Origin of the sequence: Klebsiella oxytoca (assembly GCF_009707385.1) — a bacterium.
GTDB classification, from domain to species: domain Bacteria; phylum Pseudomonadota; class Gammaproteobacteria; order Enterobacterales; family Enterobacteriaceae; genus Klebsiella; species Klebsiella oxytoca_C.
Genome location: NZ_CP046115.1, coordinates 3,389,167 through 3,410,876 on the forward strand (window position 1 = coordinate 3,389,167; position 21,710 = coordinate 3,410,876).

Consider the following 21,710-nt stretch of genomic DNA (forward strand, 5'->3'; position numbering starts at 1 on the left):
TAATGAAAGACCTGAAAAGGACGGCGTCAGGAGGACTGCTGGCAATGGCTTCGGTCAGCGCCTGCGCCGCAACCTATGATTCCCTGCCCGCACCAGCAGCTTCGTACAGCGAAAAGCAGGAGTACGAGCTGTATCTCAGTCTGGCGGTGAACGGTAATATTCAGGCAAGCGCCGTTCCGGTAAAGGTAATCGCGGGTCATTACTGGGTTTCAGCCAGCGTTTTGCAACAATCGCATATCCCGCTGAAGACCAACGACGCGCTGGTCGATGTGTCGACGCTCCCCTCGGTTAAGGTGGAATACGATCGGGCGGGGCAAATACTAAAGCTGCAGGTCCCGGACGCATGGCTTCCCGAGCAGCATATTGGGGAGACATCGGGACAAAATTATCAGGCCGCGATTAGCAGCCCGGGGATTTTATTTAACTACGACGCTTATAGCCTCTTTTCATCCGGAGGCTCGCAAACCACCAGCGCCTTCACCGAGACGCGCCTTTTCGGCCCGCCGGGGATCTTCACCAATAATGCCGTGATCCGGCAAAACTGGTCTTCGACGGGCTATGAGCAGCAGGGCTATATGCGCTACGACACCCTGTGGAAATACAGCGACACTGAGCAAATGATAAGCTACCAGGCCGGAGACGTCGTCAGTAATGCTCTGACCTGGAGTAGCTCAGTTCGCATGGGAGGGTTACGCCTGAGCCGCAACTTCAGCGTTCGCCCGGACCTGGTGACCTATCCGCTGCTCAATTTATCCGGCAGCGCGGCGGTTCCTTCCAGCGTCGACCTGTTTATTAACGGTTATAAAACCAGCTCTTCGCAGATCAATGGTGGGCCCTACACGCTGACCAACGTGCCCTATATTAGCGGTGCTGGTGAAGCGACGGTGGTGACTACCGACGCTCTCGGCCGCCAGGTTTCCACCAGCATTCCTTTTTATGTCTCTAATACCCTGCTGCGGGAAGGCCTGAGCGATTTTGATTTCACCATCGGCGCGCTGCGCAGCAACTATGGAATTAAAAATGCCGATTATGGTACCGGCGCGGTAAGCGCTATTTATCGCTATGGATTAAATGACTGGCTAACCCTGTCTGCCCATACCGAAGACCGCAAAGGATTAAGCAATGCCGGGATCGGCGGCGATATCGGCGTGGGTAACCTCGGCACGCTCAGTCTGTCCGGCAGCGCCAGCCAGGGCGAGGGGGAAGGCAGCCAGTTTACTTCGGGTTACTCTTACTACGGCAGTAGCTGGGGAGTGAACTATCAGCATATTCAGCGCAGCGCCAGTTATGACAATCTCAGCACCTATGGTTCTACCGCGACGCTAAGCCGTCAATCGGACCAGGCCACGCTGAGCCTGAGCCCGTGGGGAAGAGCTCTGGGCTCTTTTAGCCTTGGCTACTTTGATATTAAAGCCGAGGACAATTCGCGTACTCGTCTGATGAACCTCTCCTGGAGCCGTAGCCTGTGGCAAAGCAGCAGCTTTACTCTGAGCATAAATCGCGATCTACAGGAAAATAGCTACTCCAGCATGCTGCAGATAATCATCCCGTTCGATTCACAAAGCTCGGTGCAGCTGAGCGGCCAGCGTTCCAGCTCCGGCCAATGGGGAGAAAATATCAGCGTCAGCCGCTCCGCGCCATCAGAGGGCGGGCTCGGCTGGAACCTCGCCCACTCAATCGGCGGCGATAGCTATAGTCAGGCGGATCTGACCTGGATCAACCGCGTGTCAACGCTGAGCGGCGGCTACTATGATTCGAAAGATGACCATCACAGCTGGTTTGAAGCTTCAGGCGCGGTGGTACTGATGGATAACAGCGTGTTTTTCGCCCGGCAAATTAACGATGCTTTTATCGTGGTCTCTACCGGCAACTACCCGAATATTGCGGTGAGTTATGAAAACCGAAAAGTCGGCGTTACCGATAAAAATGGCCATCTGCTGATCCCCTGGGCTTCGGCGTGGTATCCGGGAAAGATCACTCTCGATACGCTGCCGCTGCCAACGGACACCGAAGCCGTAACGGTCGAGAAACGTATCGCCGTGCGTGAAAGCAGCGGCGCGCTGGTCGATTTCCCGGTTAACCGCGTGCGCTCGGCAACCCTCGTCTTCCTCGATGCCCAGGGGCAGCCCCTGCCGGTCGGCACGCCGGTTGAAGAGGTTAACAGCAAACAGAGCGGTCTGGTGGGCTACGACGGCGTCGTCTGGCTTTCACACCTCGGACGCAACAATGAAGTCAAAATAAATGCCGGAGAGCTTCGCTGCAGTATTCAGTTCGAACTTCCGGAATCAACGCCGGTTCCACAACGGATAGGTCCGGTTAGCTGCCCCCCTTTACAGCGGAGATAACGTTGAAGAATATTCTGCTTCTTTTTGCTGCACTGTTTTTGCTGGCCCACTCAGCCAGTAGTCTGGCCGATTGCAGTATCAAAGCCAGCTCGCCGAACTTTGGTTCCGTCGACTCTTTTACGCTGAACACGGTGGCACAAGGCGTGAACGCAGGTGCCGGATTTACCTGTACTAAACCGCTAATTTCAGTGGCCGCAACCAATACCGTTACGGCCAATATTATTTCGGCATCCAACGCTAACGGTAACTCGCTAAGGCTATTGGGCGATAATGGCGTTTATATCCCCTACAACATCTGCAAGGACTCGTCCTGCGGTATCTTGTATGGCGTCAACAGCAGCATTCCATGGAGCTCAACATCACTTCTCGACCTGCTCGGATTATTTAACTCAACGGATGGTACATTGCCTCTCTATTTTCGCATTCCGCCGGGAAGCAATGTTCCGGCAGGAACCTATACCGATCAAGTCTCGATCCGTTGGGATTATCACCTCTGCTACGCCGGGGTGGCGAATATTTGCATATGGGTAGATAGCAACCCGAATTCCCCCCTCATCTCTACGGTCAACGTGACGCTAAAAGTCACTAACTCCTGTTACATCGATAGCGCCCCGGACGTGGCGTTTACCCCCGCCGCGATCCCGGCCAACTTTAACGACTTAAACGGTAAATTTTCCATTCGCTGTACCCAAAACGCCGCCTATACCGTGAATCTTGCGAGCGACAACGCCAGCAACGGCAATTGGCGACAATTGATCTCCACGATTAACTCGCAAAACTATTTTCTGCAATATCAATTTTTTCAATCCAACGGTAGTGCCTGGACCCAGGCTAACAATCTCAGCCTCTCCGGTACCGGCGCATCGCAGGACGTAAATTACACGTTGAAAATAAACACCGCGCAGCCAAACCAACCAGCGGGGAGCTATAGCGATAACGTTAAAGTCACCGTGACCTACTGAAGTTAAGTACGCGGATTTTATGTAAAGGGAATGTTATGCAGGATTTTGTTGTGATATAAGATGAAAGATCCCTTTTCGCCAGATGCTGGGTTATTCGAAGGGGATATTTTTAATCCTTTGAAAAATAAGGATAAAAAAAGACCGAACACGATTCCTGTATTCGGTCCAGGGAAATGGCTCTTGGGAGAGAGCCGTGCGCTAAAAGTTGGCATTAATGCAGGCTAAGTCGCCTTGCCTTATAAGAATAGTTTACCGTGTCAGGTTTTCCAGTCCGCGACAAAAGTGGACGAATAATTCCTGTCAAAATTGCGGATATTAATAAAAAACGCCGCTGCCTTTATGGGGCAGCGGCGTTTTTTTCATGGAAATACAGCAGGATGCCCGCGACGATCAGCAGAGCTTCTGCGCTCGCTCAATAAATGGCGCCAGGCTCATTTTTTGTCCTGGCTGCTGCGGATCGTCAATCTGGATCACAGAAATCGGCTGCGCGTTGGTCTTACCGTCTTTCATCTGCTGCTCGGCGACGTCATTTAGCGGGTACTGCACCAGCGTGCTGGGGTTAATAGCGAACAGCGCATTGCCCGCACGGCAGGTCAGCATCACCTCTTCACGATTAAACGCCCAGCTCTCCTGACCCACTTCAAAGCGGCTCACGGTAATCACCTTAGGTGCCGCCAGCGCAGCGCCAGAACTTGCCAATAACAACATTGTCAGAACGATTTTTTTCATGATTTAACTCATTTTTTCAATAAGGTTCCCAGGTCGCAAACAGGCTGACGACAAACAGCGCCAGCGTACCGAGCACCATCTCTAGCTGCGTGGTGCGCACGATTTGCTGCTGGGCTCGCGCTCCGCCTGCCGACATGCGTGGCACCAGAACATACCGGTTCACCAGCGCAATTGCCACCATTGCCGCCACGAGGGCACATTTGAACAACAACATGCGCCCCCAGGGCGAAGTGCTGATAAGTCCCCCCTGGATCAGCAGCGCATTCACCACGCCGCTGGCGATGGCTCCGGCAACCGCCAGATGCCCGTAGCGCGAAAAACGCATCATGGTGTAAATAGCGTCCTGCCGCCAGCGACCGTGCGCCAGGCGAAGACAGTAGACAAACGGTAAGAGACCGCCAAACCAGCTGGCCACGCAAAACAGATGCACCGCATGGTTTGTCCGCTGCAAAATCCCCAGCCAGCCTTCATTCATCGCCGCATGTCCGACGCCAGCCAACAATAGCAGCTGGGCACAAAACAGAATCAGCAGCAAACGTCCCGGGCGTCGTGGCTTCAACCACACGATCGCCAGCGCCACAAAGGCTAGCAAAATTTGCCACACCCACACGCCGCCGAACTGCGTTGCGGCAACCGCTTGCCAGATGGCCGGCTGCCAGACATCCGGCCAACCGCTACCCATCAATCCGCCCTGCGCCATCAGCATCAGCAGCGCCGAAAGCCCGCTCAGCAATAATAAATGGCGCATCAGCGGGTAGAAACGCTGCATCATTAAACGACGTAAGGTCACCGGCGCCCACCATGTACCGTAAAGTACACAGCCGAATGCGACCATCAGCGAGATGAAATGAATAAAGCGTAAGCTGACATAAACTCCACTAAGCATCGGTTTACTTCACGATAAAGGTATATTGTCCTTTCGTCTTATGGCCATCTACGGAGACCACATGCCAGTCAACGGTATATTCGCCCGACGTCAACGCCTGCTCGACGGGTACCGTTAGCTGCGCCTTATTGCCATCGCTGCGGACCGGTTTACCAAGAGGGATAGTTTTCTGCTGCGGTCCGGTCAGGGTAACTCCGCTGAACTGAGTTTCGATACCTTCAGAGAAGTTCAGCGTCAACGCCTGCGGGGAGGCGTTCACTTCGGCACCGGCGGCCGGAAGCTGCTGCTGCAAGTGAGCGTGGGCAAATGCGCCTGCCGCAGTCAGGCAACCGGCGAAAAACACGGACAGACGCAGCGCGCGTCCGGCGATGATTGACATAGTTGTCATTCCCTTTTGTTATGTATGTAGCATAGAGGATAACCCTGTATAATGTAGCAGTCGAGCTAAGCGTCTGAGACTTGCCTTTTGACCGCGTGCTTAGTACTTTTTGCGGCATTATCAGAGGAGAAACCGATGGAAAACAACCTGGCTAAAATATCCCAGGAGGAGATGGACAAAGTGAACGTCGATCTCGCAGCGGCGGGCGTCGCGTTTAAAGAGCGTTACAATATGCCGGTGGTTGCCGACCTGGTTGAAAGAGAGCAGCCTGAGCATCTGCGCGGCTGGTTTCGCGAGCGTCTGATTGCCCATCGGCTGGCCTCCGTTTCGCTCTCGCGCCTGCCCTATGAACCGAAACAGAAATAATTCCCGTACCCTGCGGATATCCGGGTTGGCAAGACCTGCGCATTGCATTACGCTGGTTTCTTTGGCCTGGAGCGAGCCATGCTGCGCGTAATCGATACAGAAACCTGCGGACTGCAGGGAGGCATTGTTGAAATCGCCTCGGTAGATATTGTCGACGGACAAATCACCAATCCCATGAGCCATCTGGTGCGCCCCGACCGCCCCATCAGCCCACAGGCGATGGCCATTCATCACATAACCGAAGAGATGGTCGCCGATAAACCGTGGATTGAAGAGATTGCGCCGCTGTATATGGGCAGCCCGTGGTATGTCGCCCATAACGCCAGCTTTGACCGTCGAGTATTGCCGGAAATGCAGGGTGAGTGGATTTGCACCATGAAGCTGGCGCGCCGCCTGTGGCCAGGAATAAAGTACAGCAATATGGGGCTGTACAAATCGCGCAAACTCAACGTCGCGACGCCGCCGGGCCTGCATCACCACCGCGCGCTGTACGATTGCTATATTACCGCGGCTTTGCTGATCGATATTATCAATACCACCGGCTGGTCGCCGGAGGAGATGGCTACTATCACCGGTCGCCCGGCGCTGCTATCCACCTTTACCTTCGGCAAATATCGCGGTAAACCGGTCTCGGAAGTGGCGGAAAACGATCCCGGCTATTTACGCTGGCTGTTCAATAACCTGGATCGCATGAGCCCCGAGCTACGCCTGACGCTGAAGCACTATCTCGGGGAGTAACCGATTCTAGACCTCGGCCTGACCCGGCAACGTTCCCTGCGCCAGGCCAATCAGAAACGCAAACTCCAGCGCCACGCCCTCGTAGCTTTTGAAACGCCCCGATTTTCCACCGTGGCCGGAGTCCATATCGGTACACAGCAGCAGCAGGTTGTCATCGGTTTTCAGCTCACGCAGTTTCGCTACCCATTTTGCCGGCTCCCAGTATTGTACCTGCGAATCATGCAGGCCTGTGGTCACCAGCAGATGCGGATAAGCCTTAGCCTCAACGCCATCGTACGGGCTGTAGCTTTTCATGTAGCGGTAATACTCTTCATCCTGCGGATTACCCCACTCTTCAAACTCGCCGGTGGTCAACGGGATCGACTCATCGAGCATGGTCGTCAGCACATCCACAAAAGGGACCTGCGCCACTACGCCGTGAAATAGCTCCGGTCGCTGGTTCACCGCTACGCCCATCAACATACCGCCTGCGCTACCGCCCATGCCGTAGCAAAAACGCGGATCGCCGTAGCCCTGCGCCAGCAGCGCATCGCAGACGTCGAGATAATCGTTGAAGGTATTTTTCTTGCACAAAAACTTGCCGTCTTCGTACCACTGCTGGCCCAGTTCGCCGCCGCCACGAATGTGCGCGATAGCGAATACAAAACCACGGTCGAGCAGGCTCAGGCGGCTGGCGCTAAAATCCGCATCCATGCTTGCGCCATAGGAGCCATAGCCGTACACCAGCAGCGGACTGGCGCCCTTGCGGAAATGGCCATGACGGTAAACCAGAGAGACCGGAACCTCAACGCCGTCGCGGGCTTTGATCCACAAATGCTCGCTGCGGTAATAACTGGCATCAAACCCTTTGACTTCCTGCTGTTTCAGCACCCGCCGCTCGCCGGTATTCATATCCAGTTCAAACAGCGTATCCGGAGTCGTCATGGAGGAATAACCGTAGCGCAGGCGCGAAGTTTCCGGCTCCGGGTTATAGGCAAGCCAGGTCACATAGGCCGGGTCGTCAAAGGCAATGCCCTGGGACTCTCTTGTCTGACGATTGATCTGGCGCAGGCTGGTGAGCCCGTGCTGGCGCTCTTCGACCACCAGCCAGTCGGTAAACAGAGTAAATCCTTCCAGCATCACTTCGTTACGCGCGGGGATCAAGGTCTCCCACTGCTGCTCATCGCGCAGGGTGCTGCGATACAGGCCGAAGTTCTTCCCTTCGCGGTTGGATCGCAGATAAAAAGCGTGCTGATAGTGATCGAGGCTATATTCATGATCTTTACGCCGCGGTAGAAAACAAATCGGCTCGGCGTCGGTCATTTCCGCATTGAGCAACAGCACTTCGCTGGTCGTTGCGCTGGCCAGATAAATCACCACAAACTGTTGAGAGGTCGTTTTGTGAACGCTAACGTAAAAAGTATCGTCCAGCTCTTCATACACCAGCACATCTGAGCTTGCCGGGGTGCCGAGGCGATGACGCCAGACCTGGTAGGGTAGCAGCGTGGTTGGGTGTTTACGCACATACCATAGAGTCTGTGAATCGTTACTCCAGGCAAAATCAGGCGAGACGTTGTCCAGCACTTCGGCAAACTCCTCTTCGCCGCGGAGGGAATAGAAGCGCAGGCTATATTGCCGTCGGGAAAGATAGTCTTCAGCCACCGCCATCAAGCTGTTGTCGGGGGAAACCCCTAATCCACCGAGGGTATAGAACTCGCTGCCGGCCGCACGCTGGTTGCCATCAAGCAACACCTCCCATTCATCCCACTCTTCTTTAACCACCGGCTGGCGTTGATAAATCGCATACTCGCAGCCCGGCTCGTAGACTTGCCGGTAGCGATAGCCATTTTTGCTGTAGGGGGCCGACACTTCGCGCTGCGGAATACGGTCGATAATTTCCTTCAATATCCTGTCCTGCAGGCTGTTCTGCGAAGACATCACTTTTTTGCCGTACTCATTTTCCTGACGCAAATAATCAAGCACTTCCGGCTGCGAACGTTGATCGTCGCGTAGCCAGTAATAATTATCGATTCGGGTATCGCCATGTAAGGTCATGGCATGGGGGATCCGTTTAGCTTTTGGTGGCATCTGCTTATTCTTCTGCGGCTTATCCCGTCAAGTTCCAAGTTGCCGGTGTGTCGGCAGGGTTACCCGGCTCATCCAGCACGCCCTTACGCGCCGTCTGCCAGCAACTCAAATGATTGAGGGCATATATTTAGATTTCAGGCTGCCTCTAAGCAGCCTGAAGGATAACGTGACTACACAATATATAAGGGTGGCAAAAGTCGCCAGCGATGCAAGCGAAACGGGCGGATTTAAACCGCTATCGCCTGTTTTTGCGCCTGAATATCTCGTTCAATTTCCGCACGCACTTCCGACGGTAGCTTAAGCGCCTCACCGAGGGCATTCAGGTAGCTGCGCTCCATAAAGTGGTCGATATCAATGACCGCACAGCTGAGATAATAGACTTCAAGCGCCTCTTGCTCGCTGCCGATCCCCTGCGCCAGGCTCTGGGGATCCAGCGGCTGCGCCAGCGCCTGGTCGATTAACACCCGGCCCTGTACATCAATGTTTGCCGCGCGCAGCTGCTCTTCAATATTTGCTCGCTCACGGTCGTCGATATGACCATCGCTTTTCGCGGCAAAAATCAGCGCCATTATCAACCGTTCGCTGCGGGCATCAAGTTCGGCTGGCGCAGGAGATTGAGACGGCGCTGGAGCAGGTTGCACCGGCGTCTGCTGCGCGCTGGCGCGCATTTTCTGCTGATACTTATTCCACAACACGCTGCCTGCAACCGCACCGCCGCCTACCAGCAGCGCGCCGGTGCCGTATTTAGCTAACAGCTTGCGCGAAGATTTGCTGGCAACCAGTAGTCCTGCCAGCCCACCGAGCGCGCCCGGTAGCAGTAAGTTTTTGCCGCTTGATTGATCGTCAGATGAAGAAGAGCGCCCCTGCTGGCTCAGCAGAGACTGAAGTTGATTAAGCCAGTTAGCCATACATTTCCTCGTTGCGCGATAAGCGATATAGCCAGCCTAAACGACGCGACGTCAGGAAATGTTTTCGCCAGCTAAAGATGCGCAAATTTAGCGCGAGGAGACACGCAAGGCTGCCGCCAGCCATCCGACGGCAGGAGGGAAAGTCAGGCGGCTTTCGCTTTGCGCGGCTTTGCCGGAGCCAGAGATTCAGCGTCAGACTCAACGACATCGTCGGCACTATGCCCTGCTTCTGCCGGGGCGGAGGGCTCATCGGCGCTACCCTCAGCTTCCGGCAATTTACCGGAACGCAGAATATGGTTGAGGGTATCTTTGCGTTCGGCGAGCCACATCGCCATGCTGTCGCGCTGCTCTTCGTCGAGAGTCAGTGGACATTCCACCAGCCAGTCGTTGAGTACTTCCGCCAGATCGAGCATTTTGTCATAAGCATCGGCCTCTTTTTTGCTGGCAAAAGACATTTTTTCCTCACCTTCACGAATCACTACATATTTAATTTCAACCGCCATGATGCAGCCTCTCGATACTGTATTTTTATACAGTATATCAAATTTTCCTGCCGAACTCAAATTACGCACATAAAGACATACGCAAACGTTTTCGTTTATAATGCGCCGCATATTTTTCTACTGTGGAAGAGAGTCATGAGTGTATTAGGTACGGCGCTGCGTCCAGCGGCAACAAAGGTAATGCTGTTAGGTTCCGGCGAACTGGGTAAAGAAGTCGCCATCGAATGCCAGCGCCTTGGAATTGAGACCATCGCCGTCGATCGTTACCCTGATGCTCCGGCCATGCAGGTAGCCCACCGCTCACACGTTATCAATATGCTGCATGGCGAAACTTTACAGGCGCTGATTGAGCAGGAAAAGCCGGATTTTATCGTACCGGAGATTGAGGCCATCGCTACCGATACTCTGGTGGCCCTGGAGCAAGCCGGGCAAAAAGTCGTCCCCACCGCGCGTGCCGCAAAGCTGACCATGAATCGTGAAGGGATCCGCCGCCTGGCCGCGGAAGATCTGCAGCTGCCGACCTCAGCCTACCGTTTTGCCGACGGTGAAGACGCATTTCGTGAAGCCGTCGCTGGGATTGGTTATCCGTGTATTGTTAAGCCGGTAATGAGCTCATCGGGTAAAGGTCAGAGCTTTATTCGTTCCAGCGAGCAGCTGGCTGAAGCATGGCAGTATGCTCAGCAAGGCGGCCGCGCCGGAGCCGGTCGCGTGATCGTTGAAGGCGTGGTGAATTTTGATTTCGAAATCACCCTTCTCACCGTCAGCGCCATTGACGGCGTACACTTCTGCGCGCCGGTCGGTCACCGTCAGGAAGATGGCGACTATCGCGAGTCCTGGCAGCCGCAGCAGATGAGCGCGCTGGCGCTGGAGCGCGCGCAGGAAATCGCCCGTAAGGTGGTGCTGGCTCTGGGCGGCTACGGCCTGTTTGGCGTCGAGCTGTTCGTCTGCGGCGATGACGTGATTTTTAGCGAAGTCTCGCCGCGTCCGCACGACACCGGTATGGTCACGCTGATTTCACAGGATTTATCGGAGTTCGCTCTGCACGTTCGCGCCTTCCTCGGACTGCCGATTGGCGCGATTCGCCAGTACGGCCCTGCAGCCTCGGCGGCACTCCTGCCGCAGTTAACCAGCCAGAACGTCACCTTCAGCAATATCCAGGCAGCGGTCGGCGCAGGCCTGCAGCTGCGTCTGTTTGGCAAACCAGAAATTGATGGTTCACGTCGGCTGGGCGTCACGCTGGCGATTGCCGATAGCGTCGAAGAGGCGGTAGCGCGCGCCAAAGCCGCAGCTTCAGCAATTATTGTTGCGGGATAAAAAAAAGCCCGGTCGCAATGGACCGGGCCTCTGAATACGCGCGAAGATTATTTCGCGCCTTCTACCGCTTCACGAGCCAGTTTAGTGATACGGTCGTAATCACCGGCTTCCAGCGCATCTGCCGGAACCAGCCAGGAGCCGCCGATGCACAGCACGCTGTTCAGCGCCAGGTAATCACGGTAGTTAGCCGGAGAGATACCGCCAGTCGGGCAGAAACGGATGTGGCCGAACGGGCCAGCAATCGCCTGCAGCGCTTTTACGCCGCCGTTAGCTTCCGCCGGGAAGAATTTAAACTCCTTCAGACCATACTGCATACCCAGCATCAGCTCGGATACGGTGCAGATCCCGGGGATCAGCGGAATGGTGCCTTCGCCGGTCGCTGCTTTCAGCAGGGACTCGGTCAGGCCCGGGCTGATAGCAAACTGCGCGCCCGCTTCGGTCACTTCTTTCAGCTGTTCAACGTTAGTGACGGTACCGGCGCCGACAATCGCTTCCGGGACCTCTTTCGCGATAGCGCGGATAGCGTCCATCGCGCACTCGGTACGCAGAGTCACTTCCAGCACGCGTACGCCGCCCGCAACCAGCGCTTTCGCCATTGGCACAGCGTGTTCCAGCTTTTTCACCACGATTACCGGTACAACCGGGCCGGAGGTGAGGATTGCTTCTGCAGTTGTTTTCCAGTTTTTCATCAGATTTTCTCTCGCCAGATCTACAAATCGAATCGTCTTAAAAATTGATGCAGGTTGCGCCCTGTTCTGCTCCGGAGAGCTTCTCACGCAGCGCACCGAACATTTCCCGGCCGGTTCCAACACGCGAACCGCTCAGGTCAGGAATATGCGGCTGACGCGCGGCCAGCTCTGCGTCATCCACCAGCAGCGTTAGCTCGCCCGTCTGGCCGTTGACGCGGATGATATCGCCATCGCGTACCTTTGCCAGCAGGCCACCATCGTACGCTTCAGGCGTCACGTGGATTGCTGAAGGAACTTTGCCTGATGCACCGGAGAGTCGGCCATCGGTCACCAGCGCAATTTTGAAACGGCGGTCCAATAATACACCAAGTGGCGGCATAAGTTTATGTAATTCTGGCATGCCGTTCGCTTTTGGTCCCTGATGGCGAACCACCACCACGCAATCTTTGTCGAGCAGGCCCGCTTCAAAAGCAGGCAGCACGTCATGCTGGCTCTCGAAGACTATCGCCGGGGCTTCAATTATCTGGTTTTCAACCGGCACGGCGGAAGTTTTCATCACCGCGCGACCGAGATTGCCGCTCAGCACTTTTGTGCCGCCGTGGTGAGAGAACGGTTTGTCAAAAGTCGCGATAACGTCTGCGTCCAGCGGCGCGGTCGCGCCTTCACGCCAGTCAAGCTCGCCGTTATTGAGCCACGGCTCCATGGTGTAGCGAGAAAGACCAAACCCGGCAACGGTGTGCACATCTTCATGCAGCAGACCGCCTTTCAGCAGCTCGCGTACCAGCACCGGCACGCCGCCCGCGGCCTGGAAGTGGTTAATATCAGCCGGACCGTTCGGGTACAGACGCGCCAGCAGCGGCACCACGTCAGACAGGTCGGAGAAATCGTCCCAGTTGATGATGATGCCCGCCGCCCGCGCCATCGCGACCAGGTGCATGGTATGGTTGGTGGATCCGCCGGTTGCCAGCAGCGCGACAATCCCGTTAACCACGACTTTTTCATCGAACATTTTGCCCAGCGGCATCCACTCATTACCGTTACCGGTCAGACGAGTGACCTGACGAGCGGCTGCGGCGGTGAGCGCTTCGCGCAGAGGGGCGTCCGGATGCACAAATGACGAGCCTGGCAGCTGCATCCCCATGAACTCCACCACCATCTGGTTAGTGTTGGCGGTACCGTAGAAGGTGCAGGTACCCGGCGCATGATAAGAAGCGGCTTCGGACTCCAGCAGCGCCATGCGATCCACTTTACCTTCCGCATAAAGCTGACGAATGCGTACCTTTTCTTTGTTTGCCAGGCCGCTGGCCATCGGGCCGGAAGGAATAAAAATTGACGGCAGATGACCGAACGACAGCGCAGCCATCGTCAGACCCGGGACTATTTTATCGCAGACGCCGAGATACAGCGCACCGTCGAACATGTTGTGCGAGAGACCAATGGCTGCGGACATGGCAATCACTTCACGGCTCAGCAGCGACAGCTCCATCCCATCCTGGCCCTGCGTCACGCCATCGCACATTGCCGGGACACCGCCCGCCACCTGTCCTACCGCGTTAACGGAATGCAGCGCTTTACGAATGATATCCGGATAACGCTCGTAGGGCTGGTGGGCAGACAGCATATCGTTATAGGAGGTGATGATGGCAATATTGTTGCGCAGCATGCTTTTCAGCGAGGCTTTGTCATCCGCCTGGCAGGCGGCGAAGCCGTGGGCCAGGTTACCGCACGCCAGCTGAGCGCGATGAACGGTGTCGGTTTTGGCCTGGTTAATCCGGGCGAGGTAGGCTTCGCGGGTATCGCGCGAGCGTTCGATAATGCGATTTGTTACCCGTAACAATTCAGAATTCATAAAGGCTCCTCAAATTTTATCTGTCCGGCCGCAGCGATGTAGCGATAATTTTCGGTGCTTAAGGCAACTGTACTGGGGCTCAGGGGCAAAATATCTGCAAGCAGTGTAATAAAAAAAGCCCCGGGGGTGAATCCTCCGGGGCTTAAAAGATTAAAAATTATGCGACTTGCTGCGCCAGATCATGTTACCGGTAAAATACCTCAGATGGATTAACCTGGCAGTTACTCAAACTCGTTCCACGAACGACCATCGCGGGTGATCATCGCGACGGAGGCCACCGGCCCCCAGGTGCCCGCCTGGTAAGGTTTCGGTGAATCGCCATCGGCAGCCCAGGCTTCAGTGATTGAATCAACCCACTTCCACGCTTCTTCCACTTCATCGCGACGTACGAACAGCGCCTGAATACCGCGCATGGTCTCCAGCAGCAGACGCTCATAGGCATCCGCCAGATGGGTCTGATTAAAGGTTTCCGAATAGCTCAGATCCAGCTTGGTGATCTGCAGGTTATGCTTGTGATCAAGCCCCGGCACTTTGTTAAGCACCTGAATATCAACCCCTTCATCCGGCTGCAGACGAATGGTCAGTTTATTCTGCGGTAGCTCTTGCCAGGTCTCTTTGAACAGGTTCAGTTCCGGGGTTTTGAAGTAAACCACCACTTCAGAACACTTGGTCGGCAGACGCTTACCGGTGCGCAGGTAGAACGGCACGCCCGCCCAGCGCCAGTTATCGATATCCACGCGAATGGCCACGAAAGTTTCAGTATGGCTGGATTTGTTAGCCCCCTCTTCTTCAAGGTAGCCCGGCACTTTCTGGCCCTGCGCGAACCCGGAGGTGTACTGACCGCGCACCGTTTTTTCACGCACGTTGGTGCGGTCGATGCGGCGCAGGGATTTCAGCACCTTCACTTTTTCATCGCGGATGCTATCGGCGGTCAAATCAGACGGCGGGGACATCGCAATCATGCACAGGATTTGCAGCAGATGGTTCTGGATCATGTCGCGCATCTGTCCGGCCTGGTCGAAGTAGCCCCAGCGCCCTTCAATGCCCACCTCTTCCGCCACCGTGATCTCAACGTGATCGATGGTGCGGCTGTCCCAGTTGTTAACAAACAGCGAGTTAGCAAAGCGCAGCGCCAGCAGATTCAGCACCGTCTCTTTACCGAGGTAGTGGTCGATTCGATAGACCTGGCACTCTTCGAAAAATTCGCCCACCCGATCGTTTATCTCGCGGGAGGTTTCAAGGGAGGTACCCAGCGGTTTTTCCATCACTACGCGTGCCGGTTTGGCGTTCAGTTTCGCTTCACCCAGACCTTTGCAAATCGCGCCAAAGGTGCTCGGCGGCATGGCGAAGTAGTTGATGGTAACCCGTTCTTTCTGATCGAGCATTTTGCCCAGTCGGGTGAACGCTTTGGTATCGTTGACATCAAGGTTACAAAAATCCAGACGCCCGCTCAGGGTTTCCCACAAACCTTCATCAATTTTTTCCTTCATGAAGGTTTCCAACGCTTCACGCACGACTTTGGTGTAAGCGTCTTTGTCCCACTCAGCGCGGCCGACACCAATAATCCGCGTGTCAGGGTGGATCTGACCAGCTTTTTCAAGCTGATACAGGGAAGGCAGCAGTTTACGTCGCGCCAGGTCACCCTTCGCGCCGAAAATGACCAGATCGCATGCCTGGGCCGTTTGCGTTACCGCCATGTCATTCTCCTCAGTTGATAGTCTGGTACTTGCGCCAGGCTAAATTTGTAATTTTCTTTCACTGCATCGTACTGTGTTTACGAATTTCCCGAAACCCTCAGCGCCGGTTCCCGCCGCTAAATCGCACAGCGTGGAAAACAGACGGCGAGAATTTGGGCATGCGGCTAATATTGTTCGTTGTTTCGACCGATTTTCAGTTAGTAAAATACGACTCTGATCATGTAATGAAAAAAAACAACATATTTTAAGGTCGTTCCTCGCCGTTTCCGACTACGGAAGGGTATATTCTTGCTAAAACGCCTGATGATTTCACCCATTAATGAAATCGTTTCCATTGATGAGCGCCCGATTACCCATGAACATGCTGGAAAAAATCCAGTCCCGACTGGAACACCTTAGCAAATCTGAACGCAAAGTGGCGGAAGTCATTCTTGCCACCCCCGCGCAGGCCATTCATTCAAGTATTGCCGCCCTCGCTCTGGAAGCCGGCGTCAGTGAACCGACGGTCAACCGTTTCTGCCGCAGCCTCGAAACCCGTGGATTCCCCGATTTCAAACTGCATCTGGCCCAGAGCCTGGCGCACGGAACGCTTTATGTTAACCGTAACGTCGATGAAGACGACAGCGTCGAGTCCTATACGGGAAAGATATTCGAATCGGCCATGGCCAGTTTAGATCAGGTCCACCATTCTCTCGACATGTCAGCGATTAATCGTGCGGTAGACCTGCTCACCCAGGCCAAGAAAATCGCCTTTTTTGGCCTGGGATCTTCCGCCGCCGTCGCCCACGACGCGATGAACAAGTTTTTCCGCTTTAATGTGCCGGTAATTTATTCCGACGACATCGTCCTGCAACGCATGAGCTGTATGAGTTGCAATGATGATGATGTGGTGGTGATTATCTCGCACACCGGCAGGACCAAAAGCCTGGTCGAGCTGGCGCAGCTGGCCCGCGAAAACGATGCGATGGTGATTGCGCTTACCTCACCGGGCACCCCGCTTTCCCGTGAGGCGACGCTGGCCATTACGCTGGATGTCCCGGAAGATACCGATATCTACATGCCAATGGTTTCCCGTTTAGCGCAGCTAACGGTGATTGACGTACTGGCGACCGGTTTTACCTTACGACGGGGCGCAAAATTCAGAGATAACTTGAAGAGGGTCAAGGAAGCGCTCAAGGAATCGCGCTTTGATAAAGAGCTCAGCATCAACGGCAACGACCAATAAAAGTAGAAACAAAGCAGTATCCTATTACACTGTCGGTAATGTTCCGATAAAGCGACTTTGCTCACCGGCACTACCGAATCCATGTTCACGCAACACCAAAGTTGTTTCAGTCAACGGAGTATTACATGTCCAGAAGGCTTCGCAGAACCAAAATCGTAACCACCTTAGGCCCGGCTACCGATCGCGATAACAACCTTGAGAAGGTTATCGCCGCAGGCGCTAACGTGGTACGTATGAACTTCTCTCACGGTACCGCGGAAGATCATCAGATCCGTGCGAATAAAGTCCGTGAGATTGCGGCAAAACTGGGCCGTCATGTAGCAATTCTCGGTGACCTCCAGGGGCCGAAAATTCGCGTTTCCACCTTCAAAGAAGGCAAAATTTTCCTCAATATCGGTGATAAGTTCCTGCTGGACGCTAACCTGGACAAAGGTGAAGGCGACAAAGAGCAAGTCGGTATCGATTATAAAGGCCTTCCGGGTGACGTGGTTCCGGGTGATATCCTGCTGCTGGACGATGGTCGCGTACAGCTGAAAGTACTGGAAGTTCAGGGCATGAAAGTGTTCACCGAAGTCACCGTCGGCGGGCCGTTGTCCAACAACAAGGGTATCAACAAACTGGGCGGCGGCCTCTCGGCTGAAGCGCTGACTGACAAAGACAAAGCGGACATCATCACCGCCGCCAAAATTGGCGTCGACTATCTGGCCGTCTCCTTCCCGCGCTGCGGCGAAGATTTAAACTACGCCCGTCGTCTGGCGCGCGATGCCGGCTGTGACGCAAAAATCGTCGCCAAAGTCGAGCGCGCGGAAGCCGTTTGCAGCCAGGATGCGATGGATGACGTGATTCTGGCATCCGACGTTGTCATGGTCGCCCGTGGCGATCTCGGCGTTGAAATTGGCGATCCGGAGCTGGTCGGGATCCAGAAGGCGTTAATTCGCCGCGCTCGTCAGCTGAACCGCTCGGTCATCACCGCCACTCAGATGATGGAATCGATGATCACTAACCCGATGCCAACCCGCGCTGAAGTTATGGACGTAGCGAACGCCGTGCTGGATGGTACCGACGCCGTGATGCTTTCGGCAGAAACCGCTGCGGGGCAGTATCCTTCTGAAACCGTTGCCGCGATGGCGCGCGTCTGCCTGGGCGCAGAAAAGATCCCCAGCCTGAACGTTTCCAAACACCGTCTGGACGTTCAGTTCGACAATGTGGAAGAAGCCATTGCGATGTCGGCTATGTACGCGGCTAACCACCTCAAGGGCGTCACCGCTATCATTACCATGACTGAATCCGGCCGTACTGCGCTGATGACTTCGCGTATTAGCTCCGGACTGCCGATTTTCGCGCTGTCTCGTCATGAGCGTACGCTGAACCTGACCGCACTGTATCGTGGCGTGACGCCGGTTCATTTCGATAGCGCAAGCGACGGCGTTGCCGCTGCGCACGACGCGGTTATTCTGCTGCGTGATAAAGGCTATCTGGTGACCGGCGACCTGGTTATCGTGACGCAGGGTGACGTCATGAGTACTATCGGTAGTACCAATACGACGCGTATTCTCACCGTCGAGTAATTTTCCAGGCCATAAAAAAAACCTGCCAGCTTTGCTGACAGGTTTTTTTTCGTCCGGAATAGGTAAAGGCAGGCTATTTCTTTTTCGGATACAGCTCTTTGCGTTTGTACGGCTCAATTTCACCTGGTTTACGCGTTTTCAGCAGTTTGAGGATCCAGGTGTACTGCTCGGTGTGCGGCTTAACAAAAATTTCCACCTCTTCGTTCATCCGTCGGGCAATAGTGTTATCGTCCGCTTCCAGTAAATCGTCCATTGGCGGGCGTACCAGTACCGTCAGACGATGCGTTTTGCCATTATAGACCGGGAACAGCGGCACGACGCGGGCCCGGCATACTTTCATTAAACGGCCAATCGCCGGCAGCGTCGCTTTATAGGTAGCGAAGAAATCAACAAATTCGCTATGTTCGGCACCGTGATCCTGGTCAGGCAGATAATATCCCCAGTAGCCCTGGCGTACCGACTGAATAAACGGTTTGATGCCGTCGTTACGCGCGTGCATACGCCCACCAAAGCGGCGGCGCACGGTATTCCAGACGTAGTCAAATACCGGGTTTCCCTGATTATGGAACATCGCCGCCATTTTTTGCCCGCTGGAGGCCATCAGCATCGCCGGAATATCCACGCCCCAGGCGTGGGGAACCAGAAAGATCACTTTCTCATTATTGCGCTGCATCTCGTCAATAATTTCCCGGCCCTGCCAGTCAACGCGGGAAAGAATGCGCTGCGGATCGCGCAGGCCTAGTTCAGCCATCATGACCATCGCCTGCGGGGCGGATGCATACATCGCATCAATGATTTCCTCCCGTTCCTGCTCGCTCTTTTCCGGAAAGCAGTACAGCAGATTAATCTGCGCACGGCGACGGGAACTCTTTGCCAGACGGCCAACAAAACGTCCCAGTTTACCCAAAATCGGATCGCGGAAAGACGCGGGCGTCAGAGCAATACCGGCAAAGGCAAAAACCCCTAACCACGCTCCCCAGTAGCGCGGCAGTAAGAAGGACTTTTCAAATTTTGGAATAAACTCAATATTATTTTTTTTCGTTTCCATGCCCAATCCGCAGACTTTTTGCTCAATAAAGATAATGGGTTAGTTTAGCGATACGTTGAGTAACGTACAAAAGAAAAAGCCGGCGCGTTACCGGCACCGGCTTTAACTGACGGAAGGTTAGTCAAACCGCAGCTGCGGAATCACCTGTTTTGCCTGTGCCAGGAAATCAGTACGGTCGGAACCGCTAAGCCCTTCGGTACGCGGCAGCTTCGCCGTCAGCGGGTTAACCGCCTGCTGGTTAATCCATACTTCATAGTGCAGATGCGGACCAGTTGAACGACCGGTGTTGCCCGATAGCGCAATGCGATCGCCGCGCTTCACTTTCTGCCCTGGTTTTACCAACAGCTTACGCAGGTGCATATAGCGAGTGGTATAAGTGCGACCATGGCGGACGGCAACGTAATAACCGGCCGCGCCGCTACGTTTAGCCACCACCACCTCGCCGTCCCCAACCGACAGCACCGGCGTACCCTGCGGCATCGCAAAATCGACGCCGCGATGCGGAGCGACGCGACCGGTCACCGGGTTCAGACGACGTGGGTTAAAGTTGGATGAGACGCGGAACTGCCGAGCGGTCGGGAAGCGCAGAAAGCCCTTCGCCAGCCCGGTACCGTTGCGATCGTAGAATTTGCCATCCTCGGCGCGGATCGCGTAATAATCTTTGCCATCTGAGCGCAAACGTACGCCAAGCAGCTGGCTTTGCTCACGCTTACCGTCCAGCATTTCACGCGACATCAGTACCGAGAACTCATCGCCTTTTTTCAGCTTACGGAAGTCCATCTGCCACTGCATGGCTTTGATCACCGCGCTGATTTCGGTGCTGGTCAGGCCAGCATCGCGAGCGCTGGCAACGAAGCTTCCGCCCACGGTACCTTTCAGGACGCTGTTGACCCAGTCGCCTTTTTGCAGCTCGCTGCTCATTTTGAAGCCGTTAGCGACACGATCGTAGGTGCGGGTCTCACGGCGCGACATCTCCCACGTCAGGCTTTGCAAATCGCCATCCGCCGTCAGGGTCCAGGAGAGCTGCTGACCTATTTTCAGATTACGCAGCTCTTTATCCGCCGAGGAGAGCCGGGCAATATCGCCCATATCGATGCCGTACTGATTCAGAATGCTGCTGAGCGTATCGCCGGTCGACACCACATATTCATGTCCACCAGAATCGCTATCTGCTTTATCATCCAGCTCATCCTGGGGGATGGCCTCTTCCTCCTGGGGGGCCTGATCGATAGGTTCCGAAGCTTCAGGCAACAGTGAGCGAATTTCGCTTTTCTCCAGCTCGATGGTTCTGGAGATGGGGGCTGATTCTGGATGGTGGTAGATGTAAGGTCGCCAGACGGCGACCGCTAAAGTAAGAACGCTTAGCGACCCCAGCATAACGCGGTGAGGTCGTGGCAGATTGTTAAATGCCTGAGTGACAGCGCGGGCTATCTGTTGCACGTATTCACTTCCTCGTTATTCTCCTTTCAGGCAGCTTGAATACTGTTTTCCCATCTGGCTCAGGAATTGCGGATAACTCTCTTTACCCAGCTTTATTCCGATTCCAAGTGGATCCAGGGTTCCCATGCGCACGGACGTTCCCCTGGCGACAGCTTCGATAACCGCTGGCCTGAACTGCGGCTCAGCAAAAACGCAAGTCGCTTTTTGCTCAACCAGCTGTGTTCTGATTTCGTGTAAACGCTGCGCACCAGGCTGGATTTCAGGGTTGACAGTAAAGTGGCCTAACGAGGTCAAACCGTAGTGTTTTTCAAAGTAGCCATAGGCGTCATGAAAAACGAAATATCCCTTCCCTTTCAGCGGTGCCAGCTCGGTTCCAACCTGCTTGTCGGTTGCGGCTAATTTTGCCTCAAAATCCTTCAGGTTGGCGTCAAGTTTGGCTCGACTCTGCGGCATAAGTTCCAATAATTTATCATGGATTGCAACCGCCGAAAGGCGCGCTATCTCTGGGGAAAGCCATAGATGCATGTTATAGATGCCGTGATGGTGATCGTCGTCACTATTTTCCCCGGCACCATGATCGTGACCATGATGGTCATCATCGTCATCAGCGCCTTTCATGAGTAACGGTAGTAACGGTTTCACGCCGTCAAGCTCGGCAATCGTCACCTTTTTGTTCGGCGCAATGCTTTGCGTTGACTTATCCATAAAAGCTTCCATCTCAGGCCCAATCCATACCACTAAGTCTGCGTTCTGTAAGCGTTTTACATCCGACGGACGCAGCGAATAATCATGCTCTGATGCTCCATCAGGCAGCAAAACCTGGGTGTCCGTTACCCCATCGGCAATGGCGGAAGCGATAAATCCTAGTGGTTTAAGCGAAGTCACCACCGCTGCGCTTGCCAGCGGCGCATGAGCGAACAAAAAAGCGGCGCTAAGTCCAGCGCAAAGAAGCGTATTTTTATGTAACATAATGCGTCTAATCATCGTAATGAATGAG

20 protein-coding genes are annotated in these 21,710 nt (G+C 54.7%); 8 read left to right on the forward strand and 12 right to left on the reverse strand.

Features of this window, described 5'->3' with window-relative positions; all coding sequences use genetic code 11:
• Positions 1-2: 2 nt before the first annotated feature.
• Genes GJ746_RS15780 through GJ746_RS15790 form a run of 3 tightly spaced genes read left to right on the forward strand, consistent with a single transcriptional unit; the run spans position 3 to position 3,532 of the window.
• The gene (locus tag GJ746_RS15780; RefSeq protein ID WP_154681039.1) at positions 3-2,345 is read left to right on the forward strand and encodes a fimbria/pilus outer membrane usher protein; all 2,343 of its coding nucleotides are present in this window, start codon (positions 3-5) and stop codon (positions 2,343-2,345) included.
• A 2-nt stretch (positions 2,346-2,347) separates the two neighbouring features.
• Positions 2,348-3,307, forward strand: coding sequence for a spore coat U domain-containing protein (locus GJ746_RS15785; protein WP_154681040.1), 960 nt, complete (start codon positions 2,348-2,350; stop codon positions 3,305-3,307).
• Positions 3,308-3,367: 60 nt separating this feature from the next.
• On the forward strand, positions 3,368-3,532 hold the full coding sequence (locus GJ746_RS15790; protein WP_154681041.1) for a hypothetical protein: 165 nt from the start codon (positions 3,368-3,370) through the stop codon (positions 3,530-3,532).
• 165 nt (positions 3,533-3,697) lie between these two features.
• On the opposite strand, the gene GJ746_RS15795 is transcribed toward GJ746_RS15790, so the two are convergent.
• The 3 genes from GJ746_RS15795 to yobA are packed head-to-tail and all read right to left on the reverse strand — an operon-like array spanning position 3,698 to position 5,301.
• Positions 3,698-4,036 carry a YebY family protein gene (locus GJ746_RS15795; protein ID WP_195908740.1) on the reverse strand — a complete coding sequence of 113 codons (339 nt, stop codon included), beginning with the start codon at positions 4,034-4,036 and terminating at the stop codon, positions 3,698-3,700.
• Between the two features lie 16 nt (positions 4,037-4,052).
• Positions 4,053-4,922, reverse strand: coding sequence for a copper homeostasis membrane protein CopD (gene copD / locus GJ746_RS15800; RefSeq protein ID WP_154681043.1), 870 nt, complete (start codon positions 4,920-4,922; stop codon positions 4,053-4,055).
• A 4-nt stretch (positions 4,923-4,926) separates the two neighbouring features.
• Complete coding sequence (gene yobA, locus GJ746_RS15805; protein WP_154681044.1) at positions 4,927-5,301, reverse strand: CopC domain-containing protein YobA; 375 nt, start codon at positions 5,299-5,301, stop codon at positions 4,927-4,929.
• A 135-nt stretch (positions 5,302-5,436) separates the two neighbouring features.
• Between yobA and GJ746_RS15810 the strand changes: the two genes are divergently transcribed.
• Both GJ746_RS15810 and exoX read left to right on the forward strand, forming a co-directional pair.
• On the forward strand, positions 5,437-5,667 hold the full coding sequence (locus GJ746_RS15810) for a DNA polymerase III subunit theta (RefSeq protein WP_154681045.1): 231 nt from the start codon (positions 5,437-5,439) through the stop codon (positions 5,665-5,667).
• A 78-nt stretch (positions 5,668-5,745) separates the two neighbouring features.
• On the forward strand, positions 5,746-6,405 hold the full coding sequence (exoX, locus tag GJ746_RS15815) for an exodeoxyribonuclease X (RefSeq protein WP_154681046.1): 660 nt from the start codon (positions 5,746-5,748) through the stop codon (positions 6,403-6,405).
• 6 nt (positions 6,406-6,411) lie between these two features.
• Here the strand turns inward: exoX and ptrB are convergent, their stop codons facing one another.
• The 3 genes from ptrB to GJ746_RS15830 all read right to left on the reverse strand — a co-directional run bounded on the left by ptrB (position 6,412) and on the right by GJ746_RS15830 (position 9,883).
• The gene (gene ptrB / locus GJ746_RS15820; protein ID WP_154681047.1) at positions 6,412-8,472 is read right to left on the reverse strand and encodes an oligopeptidase B; all 2,061 of its coding nucleotides are present in this window, start codon (positions 8,470-8,472) and stop codon (positions 6,412-6,414) included.
• Positions 8,473-8,699: 227 nt separating this feature from the next.
• Positions 8,700-9,380 (reverse strand): tellurite resistance TerB family protein, encoded by a 681-nt coding sequence (locus GJ746_RS15825; protein ID WP_154681048.1) that lies wholly within the window; start codon positions 9,378-9,380, stop codon positions 8,700-8,702.
• Positions 9,381-9,523: 143 nt separating this feature from the next.
• Complete coding sequence (locus GJ746_RS15830; RefSeq protein WP_154681049.1) at positions 9,524-9,883, reverse strand: YebG family protein; 360 nt, start codon at positions 9,881-9,883, stop codon at positions 9,524-9,526.
• Positions 9,884-10,018: 135 nt separating this feature from the next.
• Here GJ746_RS15830 and purT point away from each other — a divergent pair, with 135 nt between their 5' ends.
• Positions 10,019-11,197: a formate-dependent phosphoribosylglycinamide formyltransferase gene (gene purT, locus GJ746_RS15835; protein WP_154681050.1), complete on the forward strand. Its 1,179-nt coding sequence runs from the start codon at positions 10,019-10,021 to the stop codon at positions 11,195-11,197.
• Positions 11,198-11,244: 47 nt separating this feature from the next.
• Here the strand turns inward: purT and GJ746_RS15840 are convergent, their stop codons facing one another.
• The 3 genes from GJ746_RS15840 to zwf all read right to left on the reverse strand — a co-directional run bounded on the left by GJ746_RS15840 (position 11,245) and on the right by zwf (position 15,432).
• Positions 11,245-11,886, reverse strand: coding sequence for a bifunctional 4-hydroxy-2-oxoglutarate aldolase/2-dehydro-3-deoxy-phosphogluconate aldolase (locus GJ746_RS15840; protein WP_154681051.1), 642 nt, complete (start codon positions 11,884-11,886; stop codon positions 11,245-11,247).
• Positions 11,887-11,923: 37 nt separating this feature from the next.
• Positions 11,924-13,735 (reverse strand): phosphogluconate dehydratase, encoded by a 1,812-nt coding sequence (gene edd, locus GJ746_RS15845; RefSeq protein ID WP_154681052.1) that lies wholly within the window; start codon positions 13,733-13,735, stop codon positions 11,924-11,926.
• A gap of 221 nt (positions 13,736-13,956) precedes the next feature.
• Positions 13,957-15,432, reverse strand: coding sequence for a glucose-6-phosphate dehydrogenase (zwf, locus tag GJ746_RS15850; protein WP_154681053.1), 1,476 nt, complete (start codon positions 15,430-15,432; stop codon positions 13,957-13,959).
• A 319-nt stretch (positions 15,433-15,751) separates the two neighbouring features.
• Here zwf and GJ746_RS15855 point away from each other — a divergent pair, with 319 nt between their 5' ends.
• Together GJ746_RS15855 and pyk are read left to right on the forward strand one after the other, a co-directional pair.
• Positions 15,752-16,657: a MurR/RpiR family transcriptional regulator gene (locus GJ746_RS15855; protein ID WP_195908741.1), complete on the forward strand. Its 906-nt coding sequence runs from the start codon at positions 15,752-15,754 to the stop codon at positions 16,655-16,657.
• A gap of 125 nt (positions 16,658-16,782) precedes the next feature.
• On the forward strand, positions 16,783-18,225 hold the full coding sequence (pyk, locus tag GJ746_RS15860) for a pyruvate kinase (protein ID WP_154681054.1): 1,443 nt from the start codon (positions 16,783-16,785) through the stop codon (positions 18,223-18,225).
• 73 nt (positions 18,226-18,298) lie between these two features.
• On the opposite strand, the gene lpxM is transcribed toward pyk, so the two are convergent.
• From lpxM to znuA, 3 genes are all read right to left on the reverse strand, one after another.
• Positions 18,299-19,273 carry a lauroyl-Kdo(2)-lipid IV(A) myristoyltransferase gene (gene lpxM, locus GJ746_RS15865; protein WP_154681055.1) on the reverse strand — a complete coding sequence of 325 codons (975 nt, stop codon included), beginning with the start codon at positions 19,271-19,273 and terminating at the stop codon, positions 18,299-18,301.
• Positions 19,274-19,390: 117 nt separating this feature from the next.
• Entirely contained in the window at positions 19,391-20,713 is a 1,323-nt protein-coding gene (mepM, locus tag GJ746_RS15870; protein WP_154681056.1) for a murein DD-endopeptidase MepM, read from the reverse strand.
• Between the two features lie 15 nt (positions 20,714-20,728).
• Entirely contained in the window at positions 20,729-21,682 is a 954-nt protein-coding gene (znuA, locus tag GJ746_RS15875) for a zinc ABC transporter substrate-binding protein ZnuA (protein ID WP_154681057.1), read from the reverse strand.
• Between the last annotated feature and the right edge of the window lie 28 nt (positions 21,683-21,710).